This window comes from Trinickia dabaoshanensis, from assembly GCF_002879885.1.
Lineage (GTDB): Bacteria > Pseudomonadota > Gammaproteobacteria > Burkholderiales > Burkholderiaceae > Trinickia > Trinickia dabaoshanensis.
Window position 1 is genome coordinate 51,721 of the sequence record NZ_PNYA01000035.1, and the last position, 21,863, is coordinate 73,583.

At 64.0% G+C, this 21,863-nt stretch carries 15 protein-coding genes; 11 read left to right on the forward strand and 4 right to left on the reverse strand.

All coding sequences use genetic code 11. The features are described 5' to 3' along the window. The first annotated feature begins 154 nt into the window (after positions 1-154). The 3 genes from C0Z18_RS28590 (at position 155) to C0Z18_RS28600 (ending at position 4,936) form a co-directional block, all read left to right on the forward strand. Entirely contained in the window at positions 155-3,262 is a 3,108-nt protein-coding gene (locus C0Z18_RS28590) for a sensor domain-containing protein (protein ID WP_158244323.1), read from the forward strand. Positions 3,263-3,326: 64 nt separating this feature from the next. After that, positions 3,327-4,337: a hopanoid-associated sugar epimerase gene (gene hpnA, locus C0Z18_RS28595; RefSeq protein ID WP_102648808.1), complete on the forward strand. Its 1,011-nt coding sequence runs from the start codon at positions 3,327-3,329 to the stop codon at positions 4,335-4,337. A gap of 101 nt (positions 4,338-4,438) precedes the next feature. Continuing rightward, on the forward strand, positions 4,439-4,936 hold the full coding sequence (locus tag C0Z18_RS28600; protein WP_102648809.1) for a hypothetical protein: 498 nt from the start codon (positions 4,439-4,441) through the stop codon (positions 4,934-4,936). A 10-nt stretch (positions 4,937-4,946) separates the two neighbouring features. On the opposite strand, the gene C0Z18_RS28605 is transcribed toward C0Z18_RS28600, so the two are convergent. After that, a complete protein-coding gene (locus tag C0Z18_RS28605; RefSeq protein ID WP_102648810.1) occupies positions 4,947-6,128 on the reverse strand; it encodes a glycosyltransferase in 1,182 nt (393 codons plus the stop codon). 383 nt (positions 6,129-6,511) lie between these two features. Between C0Z18_RS28605 and ispH the strand changes: the two genes are divergently transcribed. Both ispH and hpnH read left to right on the forward strand, forming a co-directional pair. Beyond that, the gene (ispH, locus tag C0Z18_RS28610; RefSeq protein WP_102648811.1) at positions 6,512-7,456 is read left to right on the forward strand and encodes a 4-hydroxy-3-methylbut-2-enyl diphosphate reductase; all 945 of its coding nucleotides are present in this window, start codon (positions 6,512-6,514) and stop codon (positions 7,454-7,456) included. A 10-nt stretch (positions 7,457-7,466) separates the two neighbouring features. Next, the gene (gene hpnH, locus C0Z18_RS28615; protein ID WP_102648812.1) at positions 7,467-8,618 is read left to right on the forward strand and encodes an adenosyl-hopene transferase HpnH; all 1,152 of its coding nucleotides are present in this window, start codon (positions 7,467-7,469) and stop codon (positions 8,616-8,618) included. A 108-nt stretch (positions 8,619-8,726) separates the two neighbouring features. On the opposite strand, the gene C0Z18_RS28620 is transcribed toward hpnH, so the two are convergent. Together C0Z18_RS28620 and C0Z18_RS28625 are read right to left on the reverse strand one after the other, a co-directional pair. Then, positions 8,727-8,930 carry a YbdD/YjiX family protein gene (locus C0Z18_RS28620; RefSeq protein ID WP_102648813.1) on the reverse strand — a complete coding sequence of 68 codons (204 nt, stop codon included), beginning with the start codon at positions 8,928-8,930 and terminating at the stop codon, positions 8,727-8,729. Positions 8,931-8,944: 14 nt separating this feature from the next. Further along, positions 8,945-11,023, reverse strand: a complete 2,079-nt coding sequence (locus C0Z18_RS28625) for a carbon starvation CstA family protein (protein ID WP_102648832.1) — start codon at positions 11,021-11,023, stop codon at positions 8,945-8,947. A 235-nt stretch (positions 11,024-11,258) separates the two neighbouring features. Between C0Z18_RS28625 and C0Z18_RS28630 the strand changes: the two genes are divergently transcribed. Both C0Z18_RS28630 and C0Z18_RS28635 read left to right on the forward strand, forming a co-directional pair. Then, on the forward strand, positions 11,259-12,689 hold the full coding sequence (locus C0Z18_RS28630; RefSeq protein WP_102648814.1) for a cache domain-containing protein: 1,431 nt from the start codon (positions 11,259-11,261) through the stop codon (positions 12,687-12,689). Then, positions 12,686-13,327, forward strand: coding sequence for a response regulator (locus C0Z18_RS28635; protein WP_102648815.1), 642 nt, complete (start codon positions 12,686-12,688; stop codon positions 13,325-13,327). The genes C0Z18_RS28630 and C0Z18_RS28635 overlap by 4 nt, the downstream gene beginning before the upstream one ends. Before the next feature lie 14 nt (positions 13,328-13,341). On the opposite strand, the gene C0Z18_RS28640 is transcribed toward C0Z18_RS28635, so the two are convergent. Further along, positions 13,342-13,938 (reverse strand): MlaC/ttg2D family ABC transporter substrate-binding protein, encoded by a 597-nt coding sequence (locus C0Z18_RS28640; protein ID WP_102648816.1) that lies wholly within the window; start codon positions 13,936-13,938, stop codon positions 13,342-13,344. Between the two features lie 219 nt (positions 13,939-14,157). Between C0Z18_RS28640 and hpnN the strand changes: the two genes are divergently transcribed. The 4 genes from hpnN to tssI all read left to right on the forward strand — a co-directional run bounded on the left by hpnN (position 14,158) and on the right by tssI (position 21,820). Continuing rightward, positions 14,158-16,794, forward strand: a complete 2,637-nt coding sequence (gene hpnN / locus C0Z18_RS28645; protein ID WP_102648817.1) for a hopanoid transporter HpnN — start codon at positions 14,158-14,160, stop codon at positions 16,792-16,794. Next, positions 16,787-17,701 (forward strand): MlaA family lipoprotein, encoded by a 915-nt coding sequence (locus C0Z18_RS28650; protein WP_102648818.1) that lies wholly within the window; start codon positions 16,787-16,789, stop codon positions 17,699-17,701. The genes hpnN and C0Z18_RS28650 overlap by 8 nt, the downstream gene beginning before the upstream one ends. Before the next feature lie 14 nt (positions 17,702-17,715). Further along, entirely contained in the window at positions 17,716-18,507 is a 792-nt protein-coding gene (locus tag C0Z18_RS28655) for a sulfite exporter TauE/SafE family protein (RefSeq protein ID WP_102648819.1), read from the forward strand. Positions 18,508-18,769: 262 nt separating this feature from the next. Continuing rightward, positions 18,770-21,820, forward strand: coding sequence for a type VI secretion system Vgr family protein (tssI, locus tag C0Z18_RS28660; protein WP_102648820.1), 3,051 nt, complete (start codon positions 18,770-18,772; stop codon positions 21,818-21,820). Positions 21,821-21,863 lie beyond the last annotated feature (43 nt).

Below are 21,863 nucleotides of genomic sequence, written 5' to 3' on the forward strand. Positions count from 1 at the left end.
ATTCTTGCATCCCGGTCTAAAGAAAATCCGGTCCCTTGTCGTTAAGTATTCTGATTGCGTATGCGCGACGGCTCAATTGGCGAGAGGGGACCTAACAGTGGCGCTACAGAATCGAGCGGCACGATTCGCTCGGAACCGCCTCCTGAAGAACTGGTTGGACGAGCACAGCACCACTATTCTGACCTTGGTCGTTTGCGCGATCGCGGTCGGCATCGTCGCGTTCGGCGCCAGTGAGATTTTCGCGGCGCGCCAGCTCGACGACGCTCAACTGACCCGCGCATTACATATTCGTGACAACGTCGAGCAATTGGAGGCCCTGTACGCGGATGCCGATGCGGATTTTCTGCGCCTCGTCGCCGATCCGGACTCGCATACCGTGCCCTGGCCGGTTGCGCGCATCGAACGCGCGGAGCGAACGCTCGATGCGCTGGGCCAAGCGTTCGGCGAATCGTCGCCGCGCGGGCGCGACATAGAAGCGCTGCGCCTGGCCACGCACGAGTGGCAACGCAGCATCGCGCAAACGGCGCTCGGGGAGCAGCCCGAGGGCTCATACGTCCTGCTCTCGCGGGACACGCTCCTATCGGTCGAAGACAGCCGTCACCGCGTCGCGCTCGGCTTGCACAGCCTCGACGCCGCGCAGGCGCTCTCGGCCGGTGCGCGCGCTAGCGACGTGGCGCGCCGTTACGCGTCCGAGCGCATCGCTTTTGCCGCCGCCGCCGCGGCCGCTTTCGTCTTCCTCGTCTACGGTTTCCTTGCCAATCACCGCATCGGGCTCGAACGCGCTCGCGCGCGCATCTCCGCCGAGGAAGGCGAGGCGCGCTTTCGCGAGTACTTCGAAGAGCATCCGCTGCCGATGCTCATCTACGACATCGAAACGCTGACCATTGCCGCCATCAACGGTGCCGCGGTCAGGCAATACGGATACGAACGCGACGAATTGGAGGGGATGTCGATCGCCGCGCTACGGCCACCCGAGGATAGTGCCGAATTCATCGCGCGCTTCGTCGAGCTCGCCACCGTCCTGGGCGAAACCGGCGGGTCGACGAGCGGCGCGTCCGATGTGCGCACGCATGTGCGCAAAGACGGCTCGCGATTGTTCGTCGAACCGTCGTACCACTTTCTGACCTATGCGAATCGACGGGCCTGTTTCGTCGTCGCCATCGACGTCACCGAGAAAGAAAACGCGAAGGAAGCGCTGCAACAATCGAAGCAAATGCTCGAGGCCGTCATCGATAGCGTGCCTCAACGCATCTTCTGGAAGGATGTCGAATCGCGTTACCTCGGATGCAACCGCGCGTTCGCGCAGGACGTGGGCATGAGCGACGCTTCGCAGATCGTCGGACTCACCGATGACGACTTGCCCTGGCGTTCGGCCGCGCCCGACGCACGCATGCGCGATCGCGAAGTGATTCAAAGCGGAGAACCGCTGGCGAACTACGAGGAGTTCTCCCCGGCGGCCAGCGGCGCGTGGCGATGGCTGCGCAAAACGAAGGTGCCGCTGCGCAACACCCACGGCGAGGTAATGGGCCTGCTCGCCACCTACGAAGACATCACGGAACGAAAAAGCGTGGACCTCGCGCTGCGCTTGCGCAGCCGCGCGCTGGACGCCATCGTCAACGCCGTATTGATCACGCGCGTCACCGAAGACGGCGACTTGATCGAGTACACGAATCCGGCGTTCGAACGTATCACCGGTTACTCGGTCAACGACGTCAAAGGATTGGATTTCCGCATCCTGCACGGCGACGACAAGAATCAAGAGGGAATCGAAACGATCCGCCGCGCGCTTGCGGAGGAAAGCGAGGCCACCACGCTGCTGCGTAGTTACCGGCGCGACGGCACCCTCGTTTGGAACCAGGTCTACATCGCCCCGGTGCGCGACGACCACGGCAAGGTGACCCACCACATCAGCGTCGTGAACGACGTCACCGAACTGGTCCAGTCGCGCGACTTGCTGGCGAAGCAAGCCAATTTCGATTCGCTGACGGCACTGCCGAACCGCTATCGCCTGGGCGAGCGGCTGATCCAAGCCATCGACGATGCAAAACGCGACGACACGCGCGTCGCTGTCGTGTTCATGGACATCGACCACTTCAAGGATGTCAACGACAGCCTCGGACACGGTGTCGGCGACCGCTTGCTGCAGGAAATCGGCGCGCGACTGGCTTCGTGCGTCACCAGCACAGATACGGTCGCGCGCTACGGCGGCGACGAATTCGTCATCGTGCTTTGCGAAGGCGGCCATGAAGATCGGCTGACCGAAGTGCTCGCACGCATGTCGCAGGCGTTCGCACGCCCGGTCTGGATCGACGATACTGAGTTCTATGTCGAAACCAGTATCGGCGTAGCCTGCTACCCGACCGACGGCACGGACCCGGAAACACTGCTGCGCCGCGCGGATCTCGCGATGTACCGCGCCAAATCCAACGGGCGCAACGCGCTGCAGCGCTTTACCCCGGATTTGGGCAAGCGTGCGGACGAGCGGTTGGCGCTGTCGCGCCGGATGCGCGCCGCTCTGGCCAACGGCGAATTCCGCCTCGTTTATCAACCCCAGGTCGACTTGCAGACGAACCGCGTCACCGGCGTCGAGGCGCTCCTGCGATGGACCGATACGGAACTCGGCCCGGTCAGCCCCGCAACGTTCATCCCCATCGCCGAGGAAAACGGCCTGATCGTGCCGATCGGCGAATGGGTCATGCAGCAGGCCTGCTTCCAAGCGCGCGTTTGGCAGGACACGTTGCCCGGGCTACGCATGTCGGTGAACCTCTCGCCGCGGCAATTCGCGCGCGGCGATATCCTGCGCGTCGTGCAACGAGCCTTGGCCCGCGCTCGACTCTCGCCGCGCCTGCTCGAAATCGAAATCACGGAAGGGGCCTTGATGACGTTAGGGGCGCTCGACGTTTTGCGGGCCCTGCGCGCCATGGATATCGATCTCGCCATCGACGATTTCGGCACCGGCTACTCGAGCTTGTCCTACATTCGTAATTTCCGCGCGGAGCGTCTGAAGCTCGACATGTCGTTCGTATCGGGCATCGGCCGCCATCGCGAAGACGAGGTCATTACGCGCGCGATTCTCTCGCTCGGCCGGGCGCTCGGTTTCAAGGTCGTCGCCGAAGGCGTCGAGACCGAAACGCAACTCGCGTTCTTGCGGCGCCACGGGTGCAGCGTCGTGCAAGGCTACCGCTTCGCGCGCCCCATGCCCGCGGCGGATGCGCACGCCTTCATTCGCGATTTCAACGAAGGCGCGATCGTCTACGGATAAGTGCGGCCGACAAGCAAGTACAATCTCGCCGCATCTCCGTAACGAACGCATCCCGCGTGACATCATGACCGAATCATCAGGCGATCTCGTGCTCGTCACGGGCGCATCGGGCTTCGTCGGCTCGGCCGTCGCCCGCGCGGCGCTTGCGCGCGGCATGCGCGTGCGCGTGCTCGTGCGCGCGACGAGTCCGCGCACGAACGTCGAATCGCTCGACGCCGAAATCGTCGTCGGCGATATGCGCGACGAGCCGTCGATGCGCGCCGCCCTGCGCGGCGTGCGGTATCTCTTTCACGTGGCTGCCGATTACCGTCTCTGGGCACCGGATCCCTCGGCGATCGAGCGGGCCAACTTGGAAGGCACGGAAGCGACGATGCGAGCCGCCCTCGCCGAAGGCGTCGAGCGCATCGTGTACACGAGCAGCGTCGCCACGCTGAAGGTCACGAGCGAAGGCCGCGTCGCCGACGAAACCGTGCCGCTGACCGCCGAGCAGGCCATCGGCGTCTACAAGCGCAGCAAGGTGCTGGCCGAGCGCGCCGTCGAACGCATGATCGAGCAAGATGGACTGCCTGCCGTCATCGTCAATCCGTCCACGCCGATCGGACCGCGCGACGTACGCCCCACGCCCACCGGGCGCATCATCGTCGAGGCCGCGCTCGGCAAGATTCCCGCGTTCGTCGATACGGGCTTGAACCTCGTGCACGTCGACGACGTCGCACAAGGCCACCTGCTCGCGCTCGAGCGCGGCCAGATCGGCCAGCGCTACATTTTGGGCGGCGAGAACTTGCCCTTGCAGCGCATGCTCGCGGATATCGCCCACGAAACGGGCCGCAAGCCGCCGACCATTAGTTTGCCGCGCTGGCCGCTTTATCCGCTCGCCGTGGGCGCCGAATGCGTGGCCAAGCTCACGAAGCGCGAGCCGTTCGTCACCGTCGACGGACTGAAAATGTCGAAGAACAAGATGTATTTCACGTCGGCCAAAGCCGAGCGCGAAATCGGCTACCGGGCAAGGCCCTATCTGGAAGGCCTGCGCGATGCGCTGCACTGGTTCCGCGAAGCCGGTTACCTGAAGGGCTGACACGCGTCGCGTGCATTTTGTTACAACTCGCCGGCACCGCGCCCGGATGCGGGCGGCGCGCAGCCGGTAGAATCGCGTCTCTTTGGTAGAGATAGTCGGGCATGAACCTGGAAGAACAGATCGGTGCGATCGACGCGCAAGTCGATCGGCTCAGCGAACTCGTCCGGCTCGCGCAGGCCGCCGTCGAGCGCGCCGGGGCCGAGCGCGCCGAGGCGCAGGAAGCGGCGCGCGCGGCCAGCGAGGCCGCCGTGGATACAGTGCAAGCGAGCGAGGCGAAGCCCACGCTGCGCGTGGCGCGTCCGTCGCACAACGAAGTCACCCTCTCCGTCGGCACGCAATCCGTGACGCTGCACCCGGAGCAGATCGGACAACTGATCGAGGAACTGGCCAACGCACGCGCCTCGATGACACCGGAGCCGCCCATGCAAGTGCCGAGCGGCTGGCGTTTCGCCTCGACGAAGAATCCCGTCATCGGCATGCAAAAGCAGCCCAACGGCGATCGTTTGCTGATTGCGCGGCATACGGGCCACGGCTGGGTGCCGTTCACGTTCTCGCCCGAAGCCGCCGTTCAGCTTTATATGATGTTGACCCAGCGCTGACGCGCCGGGCTCAGCCCCCTTGCGCGGGCGCTTGCACGCGCGCCTTCCATTGGCCGCCTTTGCCGCGCCAGTAACGCACCGCGGATGCGAGCGTCGCGCCGACGTAAAACAGCGCGACGAGCGGCAAGGCCGGCGCCCAAAGCGGCGAGCGGCCGTAATAGCGCAGCATCGGCGCATAGGCGCAGCACATCGCCCCCCAAGCGAGCCATGCCGGCCAGCCGAGCGGACCCAACACGAGCGCGACGATGGGCGGCGCGAGATAAATCACCGTCATTCCGATCAACGTGCCGATCAACAGCCACGGCGAATAGCGCAATTGCGTGAACGCGGTGCGCGCGATCATGTTCCAGATCTCGCCGGGACCGTCGTACGGGCGCAGCGAACGGCTGCGCGCGGCGACGTCGAGACTGATCGGATGACCGCCTTGCCCGCGATGCTTGATGCGCGCCGCCAGCGAGCAATCGTCGATCAACGCGGCACGAATCGACTCCATCCCGCCCGCCTCTTCGAGCGCGTCCCGCCTAACGAGCATGCAACCGCCCGCCGCTGCCGCCGTCTTGTTGCGCGGGTCGTTGACCCAAGCGAACGGATATAGCTTCGCGAAAAAGAAGACGAAAGCCGGAATCAGCGCCTTTTCCCAAATCGAATCGCAACGCAAGCGCACCATCAGTGAGACGAGGTCGCGGCGCTCGCTCGTTGCGCGCGCCACGAGTTGCGTGACCGCGTCGGCGGGATGGCCGATGTCGGCATCCGTCAGCAGCAGAAAGTCGGAGGGCAATCCGCGTGAGGCGATCGCGGCCACGCCCTGAGATTGCGCCCACACCTTGCCGGACCAGCCGGAGGGCAGCGCTTCGGCCTGAATCACCGTCAACCGCTCGGGCCGCCCCAGCGCGAGAGACGCCGCGCGGGCGCAATCGGCGGTGCCGTCGGTGCTGTGATCGTCCACGACGATCACATGGAACGCGCCCGCATAGTCCTGCTCGAGCAGCGACGTCACGGCCGGGCCGATGACGTCCGCCTCGTTGCGCGCCGGCACCACGGCAACCACCGCGGGCCATGCGGCGATGGCATCGATTCGATCCTTGGGTACCGAGGGCGCGCAGCGCGTTCGCCAAAATCCACCGCGGGCAAAGAGGAGCACGCACCAGATCACGAGCGAGAGCAGCGACACACCGAAGAGCGCGACGATCATGCGCGCCCCCGGCTCGTGGCGGCTTCGAGCGCCGTGCAATCCGAAAAACAGTACGAACGATGAGCGAAGGGCATGGTGCCGGCCAGCAATGAAATGAATTTGAAAGATCGGTCGTAATAAAGACGTAATCGATCCTGTGAAGTGCGCTAGTTTACCGGCACGCCGCGGATCTTGGCGGCACGCGTATCGCGCGGACCGACTGACATTCTTGCAACGCCCGACTACCCGCTTGGGAGCGCGCGCGGCCCGATAGCGTTAGAATGCGCGTTTGGGTTGGTTTGCCGGCTATCACGCCCGCTTTCTAATAATAGTTGGAGTCTGGGCGATCACGCCGCTAATCGCCGGCGGTTCGATACCCCGATTCGGTCGGAGTTCGCCATAACATGCGAGTCATCCTTGCTCAACCCCGCGGCTTTTGTGCGGGCGTCGTTCGCGCGATCGAGATCGTCGATCGCGCGCTGCAACGGCACGGCGCGCCCGTGTACGTGCGCCATGAAATCGTGCATAACCGGCACGTCGTCGAAAACCTGCGCAGCAAGGGCGCGCGTTTCGTCGAGGAGCTCGATGAGGTTCCGCACGGCGCGGTTGCAATTTTCAGCGCTCACGGCGTGGCGCAAAGCGTCGAACGCGACGCGGACGCGCGCGGCCTCGATGTGCTCGACGCCACGTGCCCGCTCGTCACGAAAGTGCACGTGCAGGGCCGCCAATACGTCGCGGCCGGCCGCACGTTGATCTTGATCGGCCATGCCGGGCACCCCGAGGTGGAAGGCACGATCGGTCAGATTCCGGGCAAGGTGCTGCTCGTTCAGAGCGAGGCCGAAGTGGCCACGCTCGATTTGCCGCTCGATACGCCGCTCGCGTACGTCACGCAAACCACGCTGTCGGTGGACGATACGCGCGGCATCATCGAAGCGCTGATGCGCCGCTTCAGCAATATCGTCGGGCCCGATACGCGCGACATTTGCTATGCGACGCAAAACCGGCAGGCCGCGGTGCGCGAATTGAGCGAGCAAGTGGACGTGTTGTTGGTCGTCGGCGCGACGAACAGCTCGAACTCGAACCGCCTGCGCGAAATCGGCGCGGAAACGGGCGTACCGAGCTACCTCGTGGCGGATGGCTCGGAAATCAAGCCGGAATGGTTCGCCGGCGCCGATGCGGTCGGTATCACGGCCGGCGCATCGGCCCCCGAGGAAATGGTCGAGCACGTCATTGACGCGCTGCGCGCGCTGGGCCCCGTCGAAGTGACGACGATGGCCGGCCGTGAAGAAAAAGTCGAATTCAAGCTGCCGGCGAAGCTCACCGAGCCCGTCGCCGCACGCCAAGTTTAAGGAGGTTGCTGTGTCGATCCCGCTTCTGCAGAAAGTTCGCGTTGGTGCCTACATTGCGCGCCAGCATTTCAGCGGTAACAAACGCTATCCGCTCGCGCTGATGCTCGAGCCGCTGTTCCGCTGCAACCTCGCCTGCAATGGCTGCGGCAAGATCGATTATCCGGATCCCATTCTCAACCAGCGGCTGTCGGTCGAGGAATGCCTGGGCGCCGTGGACGAGTGCGGCGCACCCGTCGTTTCGATCGCCGGCGGCGAGCCGCTGCTGCACAAGGAAATGCCCACGATCGTGAAGGGCATCATCGCGCGCAAGAAGTTCGTCTACCTGTGCACGAACGCGCTGCTGATGGAAAAGAAGATGGACGATTACGAGCCGAGCCCGTACTTCGTCTGGTCGGTCCACCTCGACGGCGACCAAGCGATGCACGATCACTCGGTGTCGCAGGAAGGCGTGTACGAGAAGGCCGTGGCCGCGATTCGCGAAGCGAAGCGCCGGGGCTTTCGCGTCAACATCAATTGCACGCTGTTCAACGACGCCCAGCCGGAGCGCGTCGCGGCATTCTTCGATACGCTCGGCCCGATGGGCGTGGACGGCATCACGGTTTCGCCCGGCTACGCCTACGAGCGCGCGCCCGATCAGCAGCACTTCTTGAATCGCGACAAGACCAAGCAACTCTTCCGCGAAATCTTCAAGCGCGGCAATGGCGGCAAGAACTGGTCGTTCAGTCAATCGGCGATGTTCCTCGACTTCCTCGCGGGCAACCAAACGTATCACTGCACGCCGTGGGGCAACCCGGCGCGTACCGTGTTCGGCTGGCAGCGTCCGTGCTACCTCGTCGGCGAAGGCTACGCGAAGACCTTCAAGGAACTGATGGAAGAAACCGACTGGGACCAGTACGGCACCGGCAACTACGAGAAGTGCGCCGACTGCATGGTCCACAGCGGCTTCGAGGCAACGGCCGTCATGGATACGGTTGCGCATCCGCTGAAGGCGCTCGGCGTCAGCATGCGCGGCCCGAAGCTCGAAGGCGCGTTCGCCAAGGATATCCCGCTCGATAAGCAACGTCCGGCCGAATACGTCTTCTCGCGCCACGTCGAAATCAAGCTCGAGGAAATCAAGGTCGCGGCCAATTCGAAGAACTCGCGCACCGCTGCGGCGCACTAAAACGCGAAGCGGTTTTCGCAGCGCCCGTTAAAAACGGCGCGGCCCTTTTCGGGGCCGCGCCGTTTTGCTTTGATGCTTGGTTGCAATCGCCACAAACGACTCGGTGGCTCAACAACACTTGCCCGCGCCCGAGCCGTAGCGCGCGTTTTGCCTTTCCCTGAAAAACGCTTCGTAACTCATGGGGGCTTGGTCCGGATGCGTCTCGCGCACATGCGCGACGTAGGCGTCGTAATCGGGCAAGCCCACCATCAGTCTCAGCGCTTGCCCGAGATAGCGGCCCGCGCTTCGTATCTCGCTCAGATTGGAGAACATCCGGGCGCCCCGCTTCAGCGCGCGACCGCGCCAGCGCTTGCCGCCGGCACCGACTCGAACGGCGTCTCGGACGAACTGGGCTTCGCCGCGGCGCGCGCGCGCACGATCGCCGCGATGCCATAGACGACCATGCTCACCACGACCGCGACGAACAACCCCGTCAAGACCGCATCGACGTAATCGTTGAACATGACGCGATGCATCTGCGCGATCGACTTCGCCGGAGCCAACACCTTGCCCGCATCGGCCGCCTCGCCGAGCTTCGCCGCATGCGCGAGGAAACCGACTTTCGGGTTCGCCGAGAAGATCTTCTGCCAGCCTGCCGTCAACGTGCAGATCAGCAGCCAGAGCGTCGGGGCAATGGTGACCCACGCGTAGCGTTCGCGCTTCATCTTGAACAGCACGACGGTGGCGAGCACGAGCGCGATCGCGGCGAGCATCTGGTTCGACACCCCGAACAGCGGCCACAACGTATTGACGCCGCCGAGCGGGTCCACGACGCCCTGGTAGAGGAAGTAGCCCCACGCCGCCACGCATAGCGCCGTTGCGACGAGGTTGGCGGCCAGCGATTCCGTACGCTTGAGCGCGGGATGGAACGTACCGAGCAAGTCTTGCAGCATGAAACGTCCCGCGCGGGTGCCGGCATCCACCGCGGTGAGAATGAACAACGCTTCGAACAGGATCGCGAAGTGATACCAGAAGGCCATCATGGCAGGCCCGCCGATCACGCGATGCAGAATCTGCGCCATCCCGACGGCCAGTGTCGGCGCGCCGCCCGCACGTCCGACGATCGTGCTTTCTCCGACGGCCCGCGCCGTTTCGGTCAGCATATCGGGCGTGAGGACGAAGCCCCATTGGGAGATCGTATGGGCGACGGCGTCGGGCGTGGTGCCGAGCAGTGCGGCCGGCGCATTCATCGCGAAGTACACGCCGGGCTCGATGACCGACGCGGCCACGAGTGCCATGATCGCGACGAACGACTCCATCAGCATCGCCCCATAACCGATGAAACGCGCATCGGCTTCGTTGGCGAGCAGCTTTGGCGTCGTGCCCGAGGCGATCAACGCATGGAAACCCGAAACCGAGCCGCAGGCGATCGTGATGAACAAGAACGGGAACAAGTTGCCCGCCCACACCGGACCGGTGCCGTCCACGAACTTCGTCAGCGCGGGCATCTTCAATTCGGGGGCGACGATCAAGATACCGAGCGCGAGGCCGACGATCGTGCCGACCTTCAAGAACGTGGACAAGTAATCGCGCGGCGCGAGCAGCAGCCACACCGGCAGCACGGAGGCGACGAAGCCGTAGCCGACCAAGATCCAGGTCAACTGCACGCCGCTGAACGTGAAGCATGCGGCCAATGCGGGCGTGTCGTGCACGTATTGACCCACCGCGATCGATGCCATCAGCAACACGAAGCCGATGATCGAGACTTCGCCGATTCGGCCCGGGCGGATGAAGCGCGTGTAAATGCCCATGAACAGCGCGATGGGGATCGTGGCCGCGACGGTGAAGGTGCCCCAAGGCGAATTCGTCAGCGCTTTGACGACGATCAGCGCGAGCACGGCCAAGATGATGACCATGATCAGAAACGCGCCGAACAGCGCAATCACCCCAGGCACGGGGCCCAATTCCATCTTCACGAGATCGCCGAGCGAACGGCCGTCGCGACGCGTGGAGAGGAACAAGACGACGAAGTCCTGTACGGCGCCGGCAAAGACGACACCCGCGAGAATCCACAACATGCCGGGCATATAGCCCATTTGCGCGGCCAGGACCGGGCCGACGAGCGGGCCCGCGCCCGCGATCGCGGCGAAGTGATGGCCGAACAGCACGAACCGATTCGTCGGCACGTAGTCGAGCCCGTCGTTATGCCGCATGGCGGGCGTCATTCGCTTCGGATCGAGCTGCAGCACGCGATCTGCTACGAAGCGGCTATAAAAGCGATAGGCGATTAGATAGACGCAGACCGCGGCGATGACGATCCATAAAGCGCTGACACGTTCGCCGTGTGCGAGGGCGATGGTACCGAACGAGTATGCGCCCGCTAACGCGAGCACGATCCAGAGCGAAAACCGGGCGAGCCGATTCATCGGATTCATGGAGTCTCCTCAATCATTGTTCTGAGAAATCCGGCCGGGCGGCCGGCACCGAGCGAATATCGAACGTCCTTGGACGCGATCCGCTCATGGGCGTGTAGTATTGAGCCTCGCCTATCCCCTAACAAGCGAACAACTACGTACCGTCGCTACGTAAGACTACGTAGGAGTCCGTCACGACGGCGCTTTCTCGTACGCAATCCGGTATTTCGCTTATTTCGTATCGGCGATGAAAATCAGGACCAAGATCTTTCTGCTGGCAATCGTCCCATTTCTCGTGGCGATCGCGGGCATCGGCATCGGCGTGCGCTTTCAGGCGGCCGCGCTTGCCGGCGCGCAGCGAGAAACGGTCGAAAGCGCTTATCTGTCGAGCAAGCGATCGGAACTGAAGCATTACGTCGAATTAGCCACGAGCGCTATCGAGCCGCTATACGACGCCGGCGGCGACCCCCATGACGAGGCCGCCCATCGACAAGCGGCGCTTGCCGTGTTGCAACGGATGGATTTCGGCCCCGACGGCTACTTCTTCGTCTACGACATGCAAGGCAATTCGCTGATGCACCCACGCGAGCCCGATCTCGTCGGGCACAACTGGTGGTTGCTTAGGGATCCTAAAGGCTCGCTCACGATTCAGCAGCTCATCGCCGAAGCGAAAAAAGGCGGCGGCTACGTGCGTTACGTCTGGCATCGGCCATCGACGAATCGATTGGAAGCGAAGCTCGGCTATGTCGTGCCGCTGCCGCGCTGGGGCTGGATGATCGGCACCGGCATCTACCTGGACGGCGTCAACGAAACGCTCGCCGGCATCGATGCGAGCGCATCGGCCAATATCGCACGCACGATGACCTGGATCGGCGCGATCGCGCTGACGGCCTTCGGCGTCATCACCGCGTGCGCCCTCTTCCTGAACGTATCCGAATATCGCAGCGCCGATGCCAAGCTCAAACGCCTTGCGCAGCAAGTGGTCGAATCGCAGGAGCACGAACGCGCACGGCTCTCGCGCGAATTGCACGACGGCATCAGCCAGATGATGGTCTCCGTGAAGCTGCTGCTCGAATCGGCCCTCGCTCGTCTCGAACGCGCGGGCGACGGGCAAGCGCGCGTGCCCAGCGCCGAGGCCGCGCTCGGTACCGCATTGACACGGCTGTCGCACGCGCTGCGTGAAGTGCGGCGTATCTCGCATGCCTTGCGGCCGTCGATGCTCGACGATCTAGGCCTTGCGGCGGCGCTCGAACAGCTAACGCGAGAACTCGGAGGGGAGACCGGCATCGAGATGCACGTCGAAACCGACGACGCGTCGCGCAAGGCCGCCCTGCCCGCGACGGTCAACACCGCGCTGTTTCGAATCGCTCAAGAAGCGCTGACGAACATCGTGCGGCACGCGCAGGCCTCGCATGCGACGCTGACGTTCGCCGTCGGCGCAACGGCGGCCACACTCGCGATCGTCGACGACGGGCGCGGCTTCGACGTCGAGCGCACACAGGCCGACGCACGCAGCGGCATCGGCTTGCGCAACATGCGCGAGCGCCTCGATGCCCTCGCGGGCACGCTCGAGATCGTGTCGCAACCCGGCCGCACGATCGTCAAGGCGACAGTGCCCGTTTCGGTTGCGCATTCCCCCCGCCTCGCGCACACCTCCCACAACGATCGTCCGACATGAACGCCCATCCTGCCCGCTCCGCGAACATCATCCTCGTCGACGACCATCCGCTCGTGCGGGACGGTCTGCGCCTGCGCTTGGAGGGCGTGCCCGGTCTGGTCGTGGCGGGCGAAGCGGGCAACGCCGAGGAAGCGCTAACCTTGGCGGAGAGGCTGTCGCCCGACCTCGTTTTGATGGATGTGGGCATGACCGGTATGAACGGCATTGCGCTGGCGGGCATCTTTCATGAACGCTTTCCGGCCGTGCGGGTGCTCATGCTATCGATGCACGACAACATCGAATACGTCATGCAGGCCGTGCGAGCCGGCGCGAGCGGATACGTGCTGAAGGATTCGCCGGCCACCGAGATCGTTCATGCGATATCGGCCGTGCTCGACAACCGCACGTACTTCAGCGCCGGCATTGCCGCGCGCATGATTCATGCACGCGCGCTGCAAACACCGGTGGAGCGTTTGACGCCGCGCGAAAGCGAGATCCTCGACGCGCTCGCCGAGGGGCTGTCGAGCAAGCAAATCGCGGAGCGCTACGGGCTTTCGGTACGGACCGTGGAAACGCACCGCGCGAATGTGAAACGCAAGCTCGAAATCGAAGGCCAGGCCGAACTGATCAAGTTCGCCGTGGAGCGGCGCCGGCACTGACCGGCGCCGGTGGATTACTCGGAGCGGGCGTTGTGGGCCGTGAGGAACTTGATCAGACCATCGATACCGCCCTGGTTCAACTGCGCCTTGAACTGGTTCTGATAGACCTGAATGAGCCATGCACCCGACATATCGATGTCGTAGATCTTCCAGTCGTTGCCGACCTTGCCGAGGCGATAGCCCACCTGCTGACTGTCGCCCGGCGTCGTGACCGTGGACATCACCAGTGCGTCATTGGCCGACGCCTGCTCCGGCTTGAACGCGAAGCGCGCGTCTTGCGTACCCAATTGCGCGAGCGACGCCGCATAGGTGCGCGTCATCAGGACTTTAAATTGCTTCGTCAACTCTTGCTGCTGCGCGGGCGTCGCTTGCTTCCACGCGTCGCCGACGGCGATCCGAGCGGTCCGTTCGAAGTTCGTAGCCGGTAAAAAGTGCGTTTGCACGATCTGCGAAATCTTCGTCATATCGCCGCCGCGCGCGGCACTGTCTTGCTTCACCGCATCGACGGTGCCGGTGACCGCTTGCTTGACGACGTCCACGGGCGCCGTTTGCGCCCAAGCGGCGGCGCTCATCAGCGCCGCGGTAAAAAATGCGAAGAAATGACGTTTCATGGAATCTCGAGCTCAGTTGAAAGAGTGCCGGCGGCGGCGCGTGCGCCGGGGACGGGCCCAAAGGCGGTGCGGGAAGTATACCGATCCCCGCCTGCTGCCGTTTCGACGCACGTCCCGGGCCGCCGGTTCCGCGGCACTGCGCGCGCTGGTGGGCGGTCCTACCCCGTCCGCCGGTATACTTAGGCGTTTTGCCTCCCTAGCCTTGCTGCCTTCCATCCCATGTTGACGTCCCTGATCGTCCGACTCGTTGCCTGGTCCGTGCGCAGACCGATTCTGGTCGTCGCGCTGGCCCTCGTGCTGGCTGCGGCGAGCGGCGCCTATACGGTGACGCACTTCAAGATCAATACCGACGTCAGCAAGCTCATCGAAAGCGATGCGCAGTGGTCGGCGCTCGGCGATGCGATGGATCGCGCCTTTCCTCAGCGCGACGAAACGATCCTCGCCGTGGTCGAGGCAGGTGCCCCCGAAATGGCGGATGCCGCCGCCGACGCCCTGGCCGCCGCGCTATCGAGCCCGGCACACCACGCGCAAATCGACGCCGTTTCGCAGCCGGGCGGCGGCACGCTGTTCGAGCACGACGGCATGCTGTTCCTGTCCACCGAGAACGTTGCCGGCACGACCGCACAGCTCACGCAAGCGCGTCCGCTCGTCAATACGCTCGCGCACGACCCGAGCGTGACCGGTCTCTCGACCACGTTGTCGACGATGCTCGGCCTGCCGCTGCAATCGGGCCAAGTGAAGCTGCCGGCCATGGCCAACTTGCTCACGCGCGCGGCCGATACCGTCGATGCGGTTCAAGCCGGCAAACCCGCCGCGTTTTCCTGGCGGGCGCTCGTCGATACGGATGCGGCGCATCAACCCGCGCACGCGTTCGTCACCGTGACGCCGGTGGTGAACTATGGCGCGTTGCAAGCCGGGGCGCAGGCCTCGGACACGATTCGCGCCGTGGCCCGCGAGCTCGATTTGCAAAAGCGTTTCGGCGCCGTCGTGCGCTTGACGGGCGAGCAGCCGCTGGCCGACGAGGAATTCGCGTCCGTCGAGGACGGCGCGGTGGTGAACGGCATCGGCACGCTCATCGTCGTCTTGGCGATCCTGTGGCTGGCGCTGCGCTCCAAACGCATGATTCTCGCGGTGCTCGTCACGCTGGCCGTGGGCCTGCCGATCACGGCGGCACTCGGACTCATGATGGTCGGCTCGCTGAACATGATCTCGGTCGCCTTCATGGTGCTGTTCATCGGGCTCGGCGCCGATTTCGCGATCCAATACGGCGTGAAATACCGCGAAGAGCGCCATCGCGACCCGCGGCTCGATCATGCGCTCGTGGGAGCCGCCCACTCGATGGGCCTGCCGCTCACGCTGGCCGCGGCCGCCGTCGCCACGAGCTTTTTCTCGTTTCTGCCCACGGCCTACCGGGGCGTCTCAGAACTCGGGCTGATTGCAGGCGTCGGGATGGTCGTCGCTTACTTCAGCACGATGACGCTCTTGCCCGCGTTGCTTCGCCTGATGGCGCCGCCCGGCGAGGCGTCGCGCCCCGGCTTCCCGCGCCTCACGCCGATCGACGATTTTCTGCAAGACCATCGCAAGCCGATCTTGCTCGGCACGCTGCTCGTGGTGCTCGGCGCCACGCCCTTGCTGCTGCATTTGCGGTTCGACTTCAACCCGTTGAATCTCAAAGATCCGACGACCGAATCGATGGCGACGCTGTTGTCGCTGAAAAACTCCCCGGAAGCGTCCATCAACGACGTAGCCGTGCTTGCCCCGTCGCTGTCGGCCGCCGATTCGACCGCGGATCGTCTACGCGCGCTGCCCGAAGTCGGCCGCGCGACGACCCTATCGACCTTCATTCCGGCCGATCAGCCGCAAAAGCTCGCCTTGATCGCCCAAGCCGCGCAAACGCTGCTTCCGGCGCTGACGCAGCCGCGCGCGCCCCAGGCAACGGATGCCCAGCGCGTTGCCGCTCTGAAGCGCGCGTCCAATCAGCTCGCCTACGCCGCCCAAGACTACCCGGGCCCCGGCGCCAAAGAAGCCCAACGCCTCTCGGCCTCGCTCGCCAAGCTCGCGGCGGCCGACGCAGCAACGCGCGACCGGGCCGAAGCCGCGTTTTCGACGTCGCTGCGCCTGGCCTTGGGTCAACTGACCACCCTGCTGCAACCGTTCCCGCTCTCGCGCGCCACGCTGCCGCCCGCGCTCGTACGCGATTGGGTTGCGCCCGACGGCCGCGCGCTCGTGCAGATCTCGCCGCGCGTGCCGCCCGGCGTCGATTCGAACGACGACACCATGGTGCGCCGCTTCGCCCATGCCGTGAAACGCGCCGAACCGCGGGCGATCGGCGGCCCGATCTCGATCCTCCATTCGGCCGACACGATCATCAAAGCCTTCCTCCAGGCCGCGGCCTGGGCCGTGATCTCGATTACCGTATTGCTCTGGATCACGCTGGGCCGCTTCGGCGACGTGCTGCGCACGATGATTCCGCTGCTGGTGTCGGCGCTGGTGACGCTCGAGCTTTGCGTCGTCTTCGACATGCCGCTCAACTTCGCGAATATCATCGCGTTGCCGCTCATGCTCGGGGTCGGCGTCGCGTTCAAGGTCTATTTCGTCATGGCGTGGCGGGCGGGGCAAACGAGCCTGCTGTCCTCGAGCCTCACCCATGCCGTGCTGTTCAGTGCGGCGACGACCGCCACGGCTTTCGGCAGCCTATGGCTGTCGCATCATCCCGGCACCGCGAGCATGGGACGGTTGCTAGCGCTCGCGCTTTCATGCACGCTCGTCGGCGCCGTCGTGTTCCAGCCCGTGCTGATGGGCAAACCGCGCGTCGCACGCGCCAAGAAGAAAGAACTAGAAGGAATCGATGGATAAGAATCTGCGAACCTTAGCCGCGACGCTCACCACCGCGACGCTTTTGGCCGGCTGTGCCAGCCCGAGCAACCGTACGGCAGGCGACCCCTTGGAACCGATGAATCGCGTCGTGTTCAAGGTCAACGACACGATCGACAGCACGATTGCCGTGCCGATTGCGAAGGGCTATCAAAAGATCACGCCGCACCCGCTGCGCACCGCCATCAGCAACTTCTTCTCCAATTTGGGGGATCTGAACAACTTCGCGAACGAGTTGCTTCAGTTGAAGATTACCGATGCGACCGAAGATCTAATGCGCTTCGCGATGAACACCACCTTCGGGATCGGCGGCCTCATCGATTTCGCGACGCCGGCGCGGCTGCCGAAGCACCATCAGGACTTCGGTCTCACACTCGGACGATGGGGCATTCCCTCCGGCCCGTATCTCGTGCTGCCGATCTTCGGGCCGAGCTCGTTCCGCGACGGCGTGGGGCTCGCTGTCGACACCCGCTTCAACCCGCTGATCTACGCGCCCGTGGACGCGCAAAAGCCGCTCTATGGGTTGCAGTTCGTCAGCGCCCGCTCCGACATGCTCGGCGCGACGAACATTCTGGAGCAGGCCGCGCTCGACAAATACTCGTTCGTGCGCGATGCCTATACGCAGCAACGCCGCGCGGCGCTCGGCGCGGATTCGTCGACCCCGCCCGCGTTGCCCAACTACGGCGACGAGGACGAAAGCGCGACACCGGCGCCCGCCGGCGCGGCGAGCGAGGCAGCGCCCGCCAACGGCGCCTCGGCGCCGGGCGCCGCTCCCGCCGCGGCGTCAAAGCCGGCTGCCGTGCAACCCGCTTCGACGCCGGCTGTACCCGAAGCGGCATCGACTCCGGCCACGGCCGCCCCGGTGCCCAAGGCGACCGGCGACCAATAACAGGTAGATCCCCCATGCTTCACGCCGCATCTCAAGGCATGCTCGCACCGACGCTTCATGCGCTCGACCCTTACGCGCTTGCCGGCATCGTCGCCGCCCTCATCGTCGGCGGTGCGGTAAAGGGCATCGTGAGCATCGGCGTGCCGCTCGTCGCGATGCCGATTCTTAGCCAGATGATGCCCGTGAAGCAGGCGGTACTGCTGCTCTCGATGCCCGTGATTCTCGGCAACATTCCCCAGGCATTGGAAGGCGGCGAGACCCTGGCCACCGCAAGGCGCATGGCCGCGCCGCTTATCGGCACGGTGCTCGGCAATATCGTGGGCGTATCGATACTGATCTCGCTCGAGCCGCATCACGCGCAAGCCGCGGCGGGCGCATTGCTCGTGTTTGCCGCGGTCCTCCTGCTGGCATCGCCGCGCTTCACGCTCGCACCCGCGTGGGTGCGGCCGGTCGGGTTCGTCCTTGGCTTCGGCGCGGCCTTGATGGAAAGCATTGCGTCGATCCCGGGCCCGCTGCTCGCGATCTATCTGATCGCCACCGGCGCGCGCGGAAAAGTCTTTACCAAGCAGATGGCCATTATTCTCGTCGTCTCGATCGTCACGTTGCTGCTTGCCTTCAGGAGCGGCGCCCATGCGTCGAGCACCGACTTGCTGATCTCCGCGGGCGCAAGCGTTCCCGTGATCGCCGGCATGCTGATCGCCCGCCCGCTGCGCGATAAGCTGCCCCCGCACGCCTTCCGTATCATCGTGTTGCTGTTCGTGCTCGCAGCCGCCATCCAAATGATCCGCAAAGCCATGGGGCCGTAAAGCAATTCGCGAGCACAGCGCCGTCGCTATACAACTCGTTCTATTGGAAATAATTACTGAATCGGGCGCCAAGTATTTTTTGGCGCCCGTAATTTTTTCTGCTTTCGATAACGCGACTTTGTGCGGTCACTCGAATTCGGGCGGATTATCCGCGCAATCGGCCGTTTATCGGGAAACGGCTATCGATTTCGTCATGCAGGTCCATTAAAATCTTGGCCTCGCGCTGCCGGTGATGCAGCGTCGCTTTCCAAGGAATGGCGGCATGAAGTCCAATACGCTTTTCGACGCCCTTTATTACGGCGCTGCCCAACGCAATCGGCTCATTAAACTCGACACGCCGCTTGGCGCCGATTGGCTCGTGCCGCTTCAGGCAAAGGGCAGCGCGCGGCTTGGGTGCGATTACGAATTCATCGTCGATGCCGCCTCCATTCGCGGTAACGCAATCAAGCTCGACGCGCTGATCGGCCAGACCGTTACGCTCTGGTTGCAGCAAACCGACGGCAGCTATTTGCCGCATCACGGCTATGTCCACGCATTCAGCCGCTTGGGCACCGATGGAACGCTCACTTACTACCAATTGAGATTCTCGTCGTGGCTCTATTTCCTTCGGCTGCGTCGCGATATGCGCGATTGGCAGGAACAGCCCGGCGAACAAATCGTGGCCGACGTGTTCGAGCAACACCCGCAGGCGCGAGGCGCATATCGATTCGAGTTACGGCAACCGATGCCGAAGTATTCGAACCGCGTCCAATGGGAATACGATTGGGACTTCGTCCAACGCAGCTTGGAGGAGACCGGCGTTTTTGGCCGCTTCGAACATGCAGAGGACGGGAAGTCGCACACGCTCGTGTTGATGGACGACGCCTTCGCGCTGCCACAGCTCGCGCCCGATACGATCACGTTTCACCGCATGGGATTGCGCGAGGAAGCCGAAGGGCTCACGCAATGGAAAGCGCAACAGCAGATTCAAAGCGCCAAGCTCACTACCCGTACGTTCGACTACAAACGCCCCGATCTACCCAAACAAATCGTCAGTCTGACCGACGCGAGCGATACCGTTCCCGCGCAAGGCGAAGTGTATGACTACACCGGCGCTTATACCTGGGGCGCGAGCGAGCACGGCGCACAGCAAGCCAGCGTACGAACCGAGGCTTGGCAGTCGCAGGCCACGCGCTATCACGGGATCGGCAGCGTGCGTCATGCGAGCCCCGGCTATTGGTTCACGCTGAAAGGCCATCCCGTTCACGACCGCGGCCCCGAACAAGATCGGCAGTTCGTCATCCTCGCCGCCACCTGGACGATCCGCAACAACCTGCCGGGCATGGACGGCGTGGCGGATTTTCCCGAGAGCTTGCAATCCGAGCTGATCCATGTCGCATCGACGAGCGTCGACGGCGTGACCGTCAAACACCCGGACGGTAGCGAAGGCTTCTTTCAAGTCGAGATCGAGGCGCAGCCTCGGCGCACGCCGTTTCGCAGCCCGCTCGAACATCGAAAGCCCGTTTTGGGATTGCAATCGGGGATCGTCGCCGGTCCGAACGACGAAGAGATCTATACCGACTCGCTGAACCGCGTGAAGGTCTGGTTTCCGTGGAATCGGCGCAACGAGGGCGACGAAGGCGCGTCGGTTTGGGTGCGTTCCGCCTTCCCCGATGCGGGCGGCGATCGCGGCGGGCACCACCCGTTGCGCAAGGGCGATGAGGTGATCGTCGGCTTCATGGAAGGCGATTGCGATCGCCCGGTGATCTTGAGCCGCATGCATGGCGGCCCCACGCCGCCGACGTGGCATACGCACGGCTTGCTCTCCGGATTTCGATCGAAGGAATACGCGGGCAGCGGCTTCAATCAGCTCGTGATGGATGACGCCACCGGGCAGAACCGCGTGCATCTCTACTCCACGAGTGCCGATTCGCACTTGCACCTCGGGTATCTCGTCGATCACACCAACAATACGCGTGGCGCCTACGCGGGCACCGGCTTCGATTTGAAATCGGCGGCGCACGGCGCGATTCGCGCCGAACAGGGCCTATACGTCTCCACGTTCGCCAAATCGCAGGCGAGCCAGCCGCTCGACGTGGCGGAAGCGCAAAGCCAGTTGAACAACGCTCAAAGCGTCATCCAGGCGATGTCGCGCACGAGCGAGCACCATCAAGCAGAAAGCCTGCAAGACGGCTACGACGCGATACGCACTTACACCGACGCAACGCGCAAGAGCGTGCCCGGTGCGGTAGCGGGCGACGGTCGCACGGCCGGCGGCGGCACCGGCAATGCCAACGGCTTCGATCGACCCGTGCTGTTGTTCGGCAGCCCCGCCGGCATCGGCGTATCGACCCAACAGTCGGTCCACGTTGCGACGACGGATCACGTCAATCTCGTCAGCGGGCAAAGCGTGCACGTTGCAACGGGCAAATCGATGCTCGCGAGCATCGGCGAGAAACTGAGCCTGTTCGTGCAGAACGCGGGCATGAAGTTGTTCGCCGCGAACGGCAAGGTCGAACTCCAAGCCCAATCCGACAACATCGAACTCACCGCGCAACAAGCGTTGAAGGTCGTTTCGACGACCGACCGCATCGAGATCGCTTCCGACCAAGGCATCTTGCTGACGAGCGGCGGGGCGTACATCAAGATCGCCGGCGGCAATATCGAAGTGCACGGACCCGGCACCGTGGACGTCAAAGGCGCGCAACGGCAATTCGCCGGCCCCGCCAGCATGGGCTACCCCTTGCCTTCCGCGCGCCCGGACGCGCCCGGTCAGCTCGAATTGCTGCATCGTTATGCGAACAATGAAGCCGTGAAGAACGGGGCATTTTCCGTGTTCGATGCGAACGGCGCGCTGCTGAAACAAGGCTCGCTCGACGGCAACGGACACACGATCGTGAGCGGATTGCCGCCCGGCGTCGTCAAGGTCAAATTCGGCGCCGATCCTCGTACGCAGGACCAAGAGGCGAGCAAGTTCACGATGCCGAAGTGGCCGCAAGAAGACCCCTCGGGTGCCGACGACGCGGCAACGGCGGCGGCGAACGATCAAGTGGATAGCTTGATGCCGGCCGGCGGCGCAGGAAAAGGCGCCGCGGGCTTCGCTTCACTGCTGGGTAACGGTAGCGGCAGCGGCAACGGCAACGCGCTGTCTTCGCTCAAGGGCATGGCGACGGACAAAGGGTTGAGCTTTGCCGAGCAAGCGATGGCGAAGGTACTGCCCACGGGTGCGCAAAGCGCGCTGTCGCACGCCGGACAAATCGGTTCCGCGCTACCCGCGGTTGGACATCTTGCGCAAAGCGGGCTCGGCTCGTTCGCCATGCCCAAATTGGGCTGACGTTAGCGTTCCGAACTCATTCGATAAAAAGCAGAAACATTCG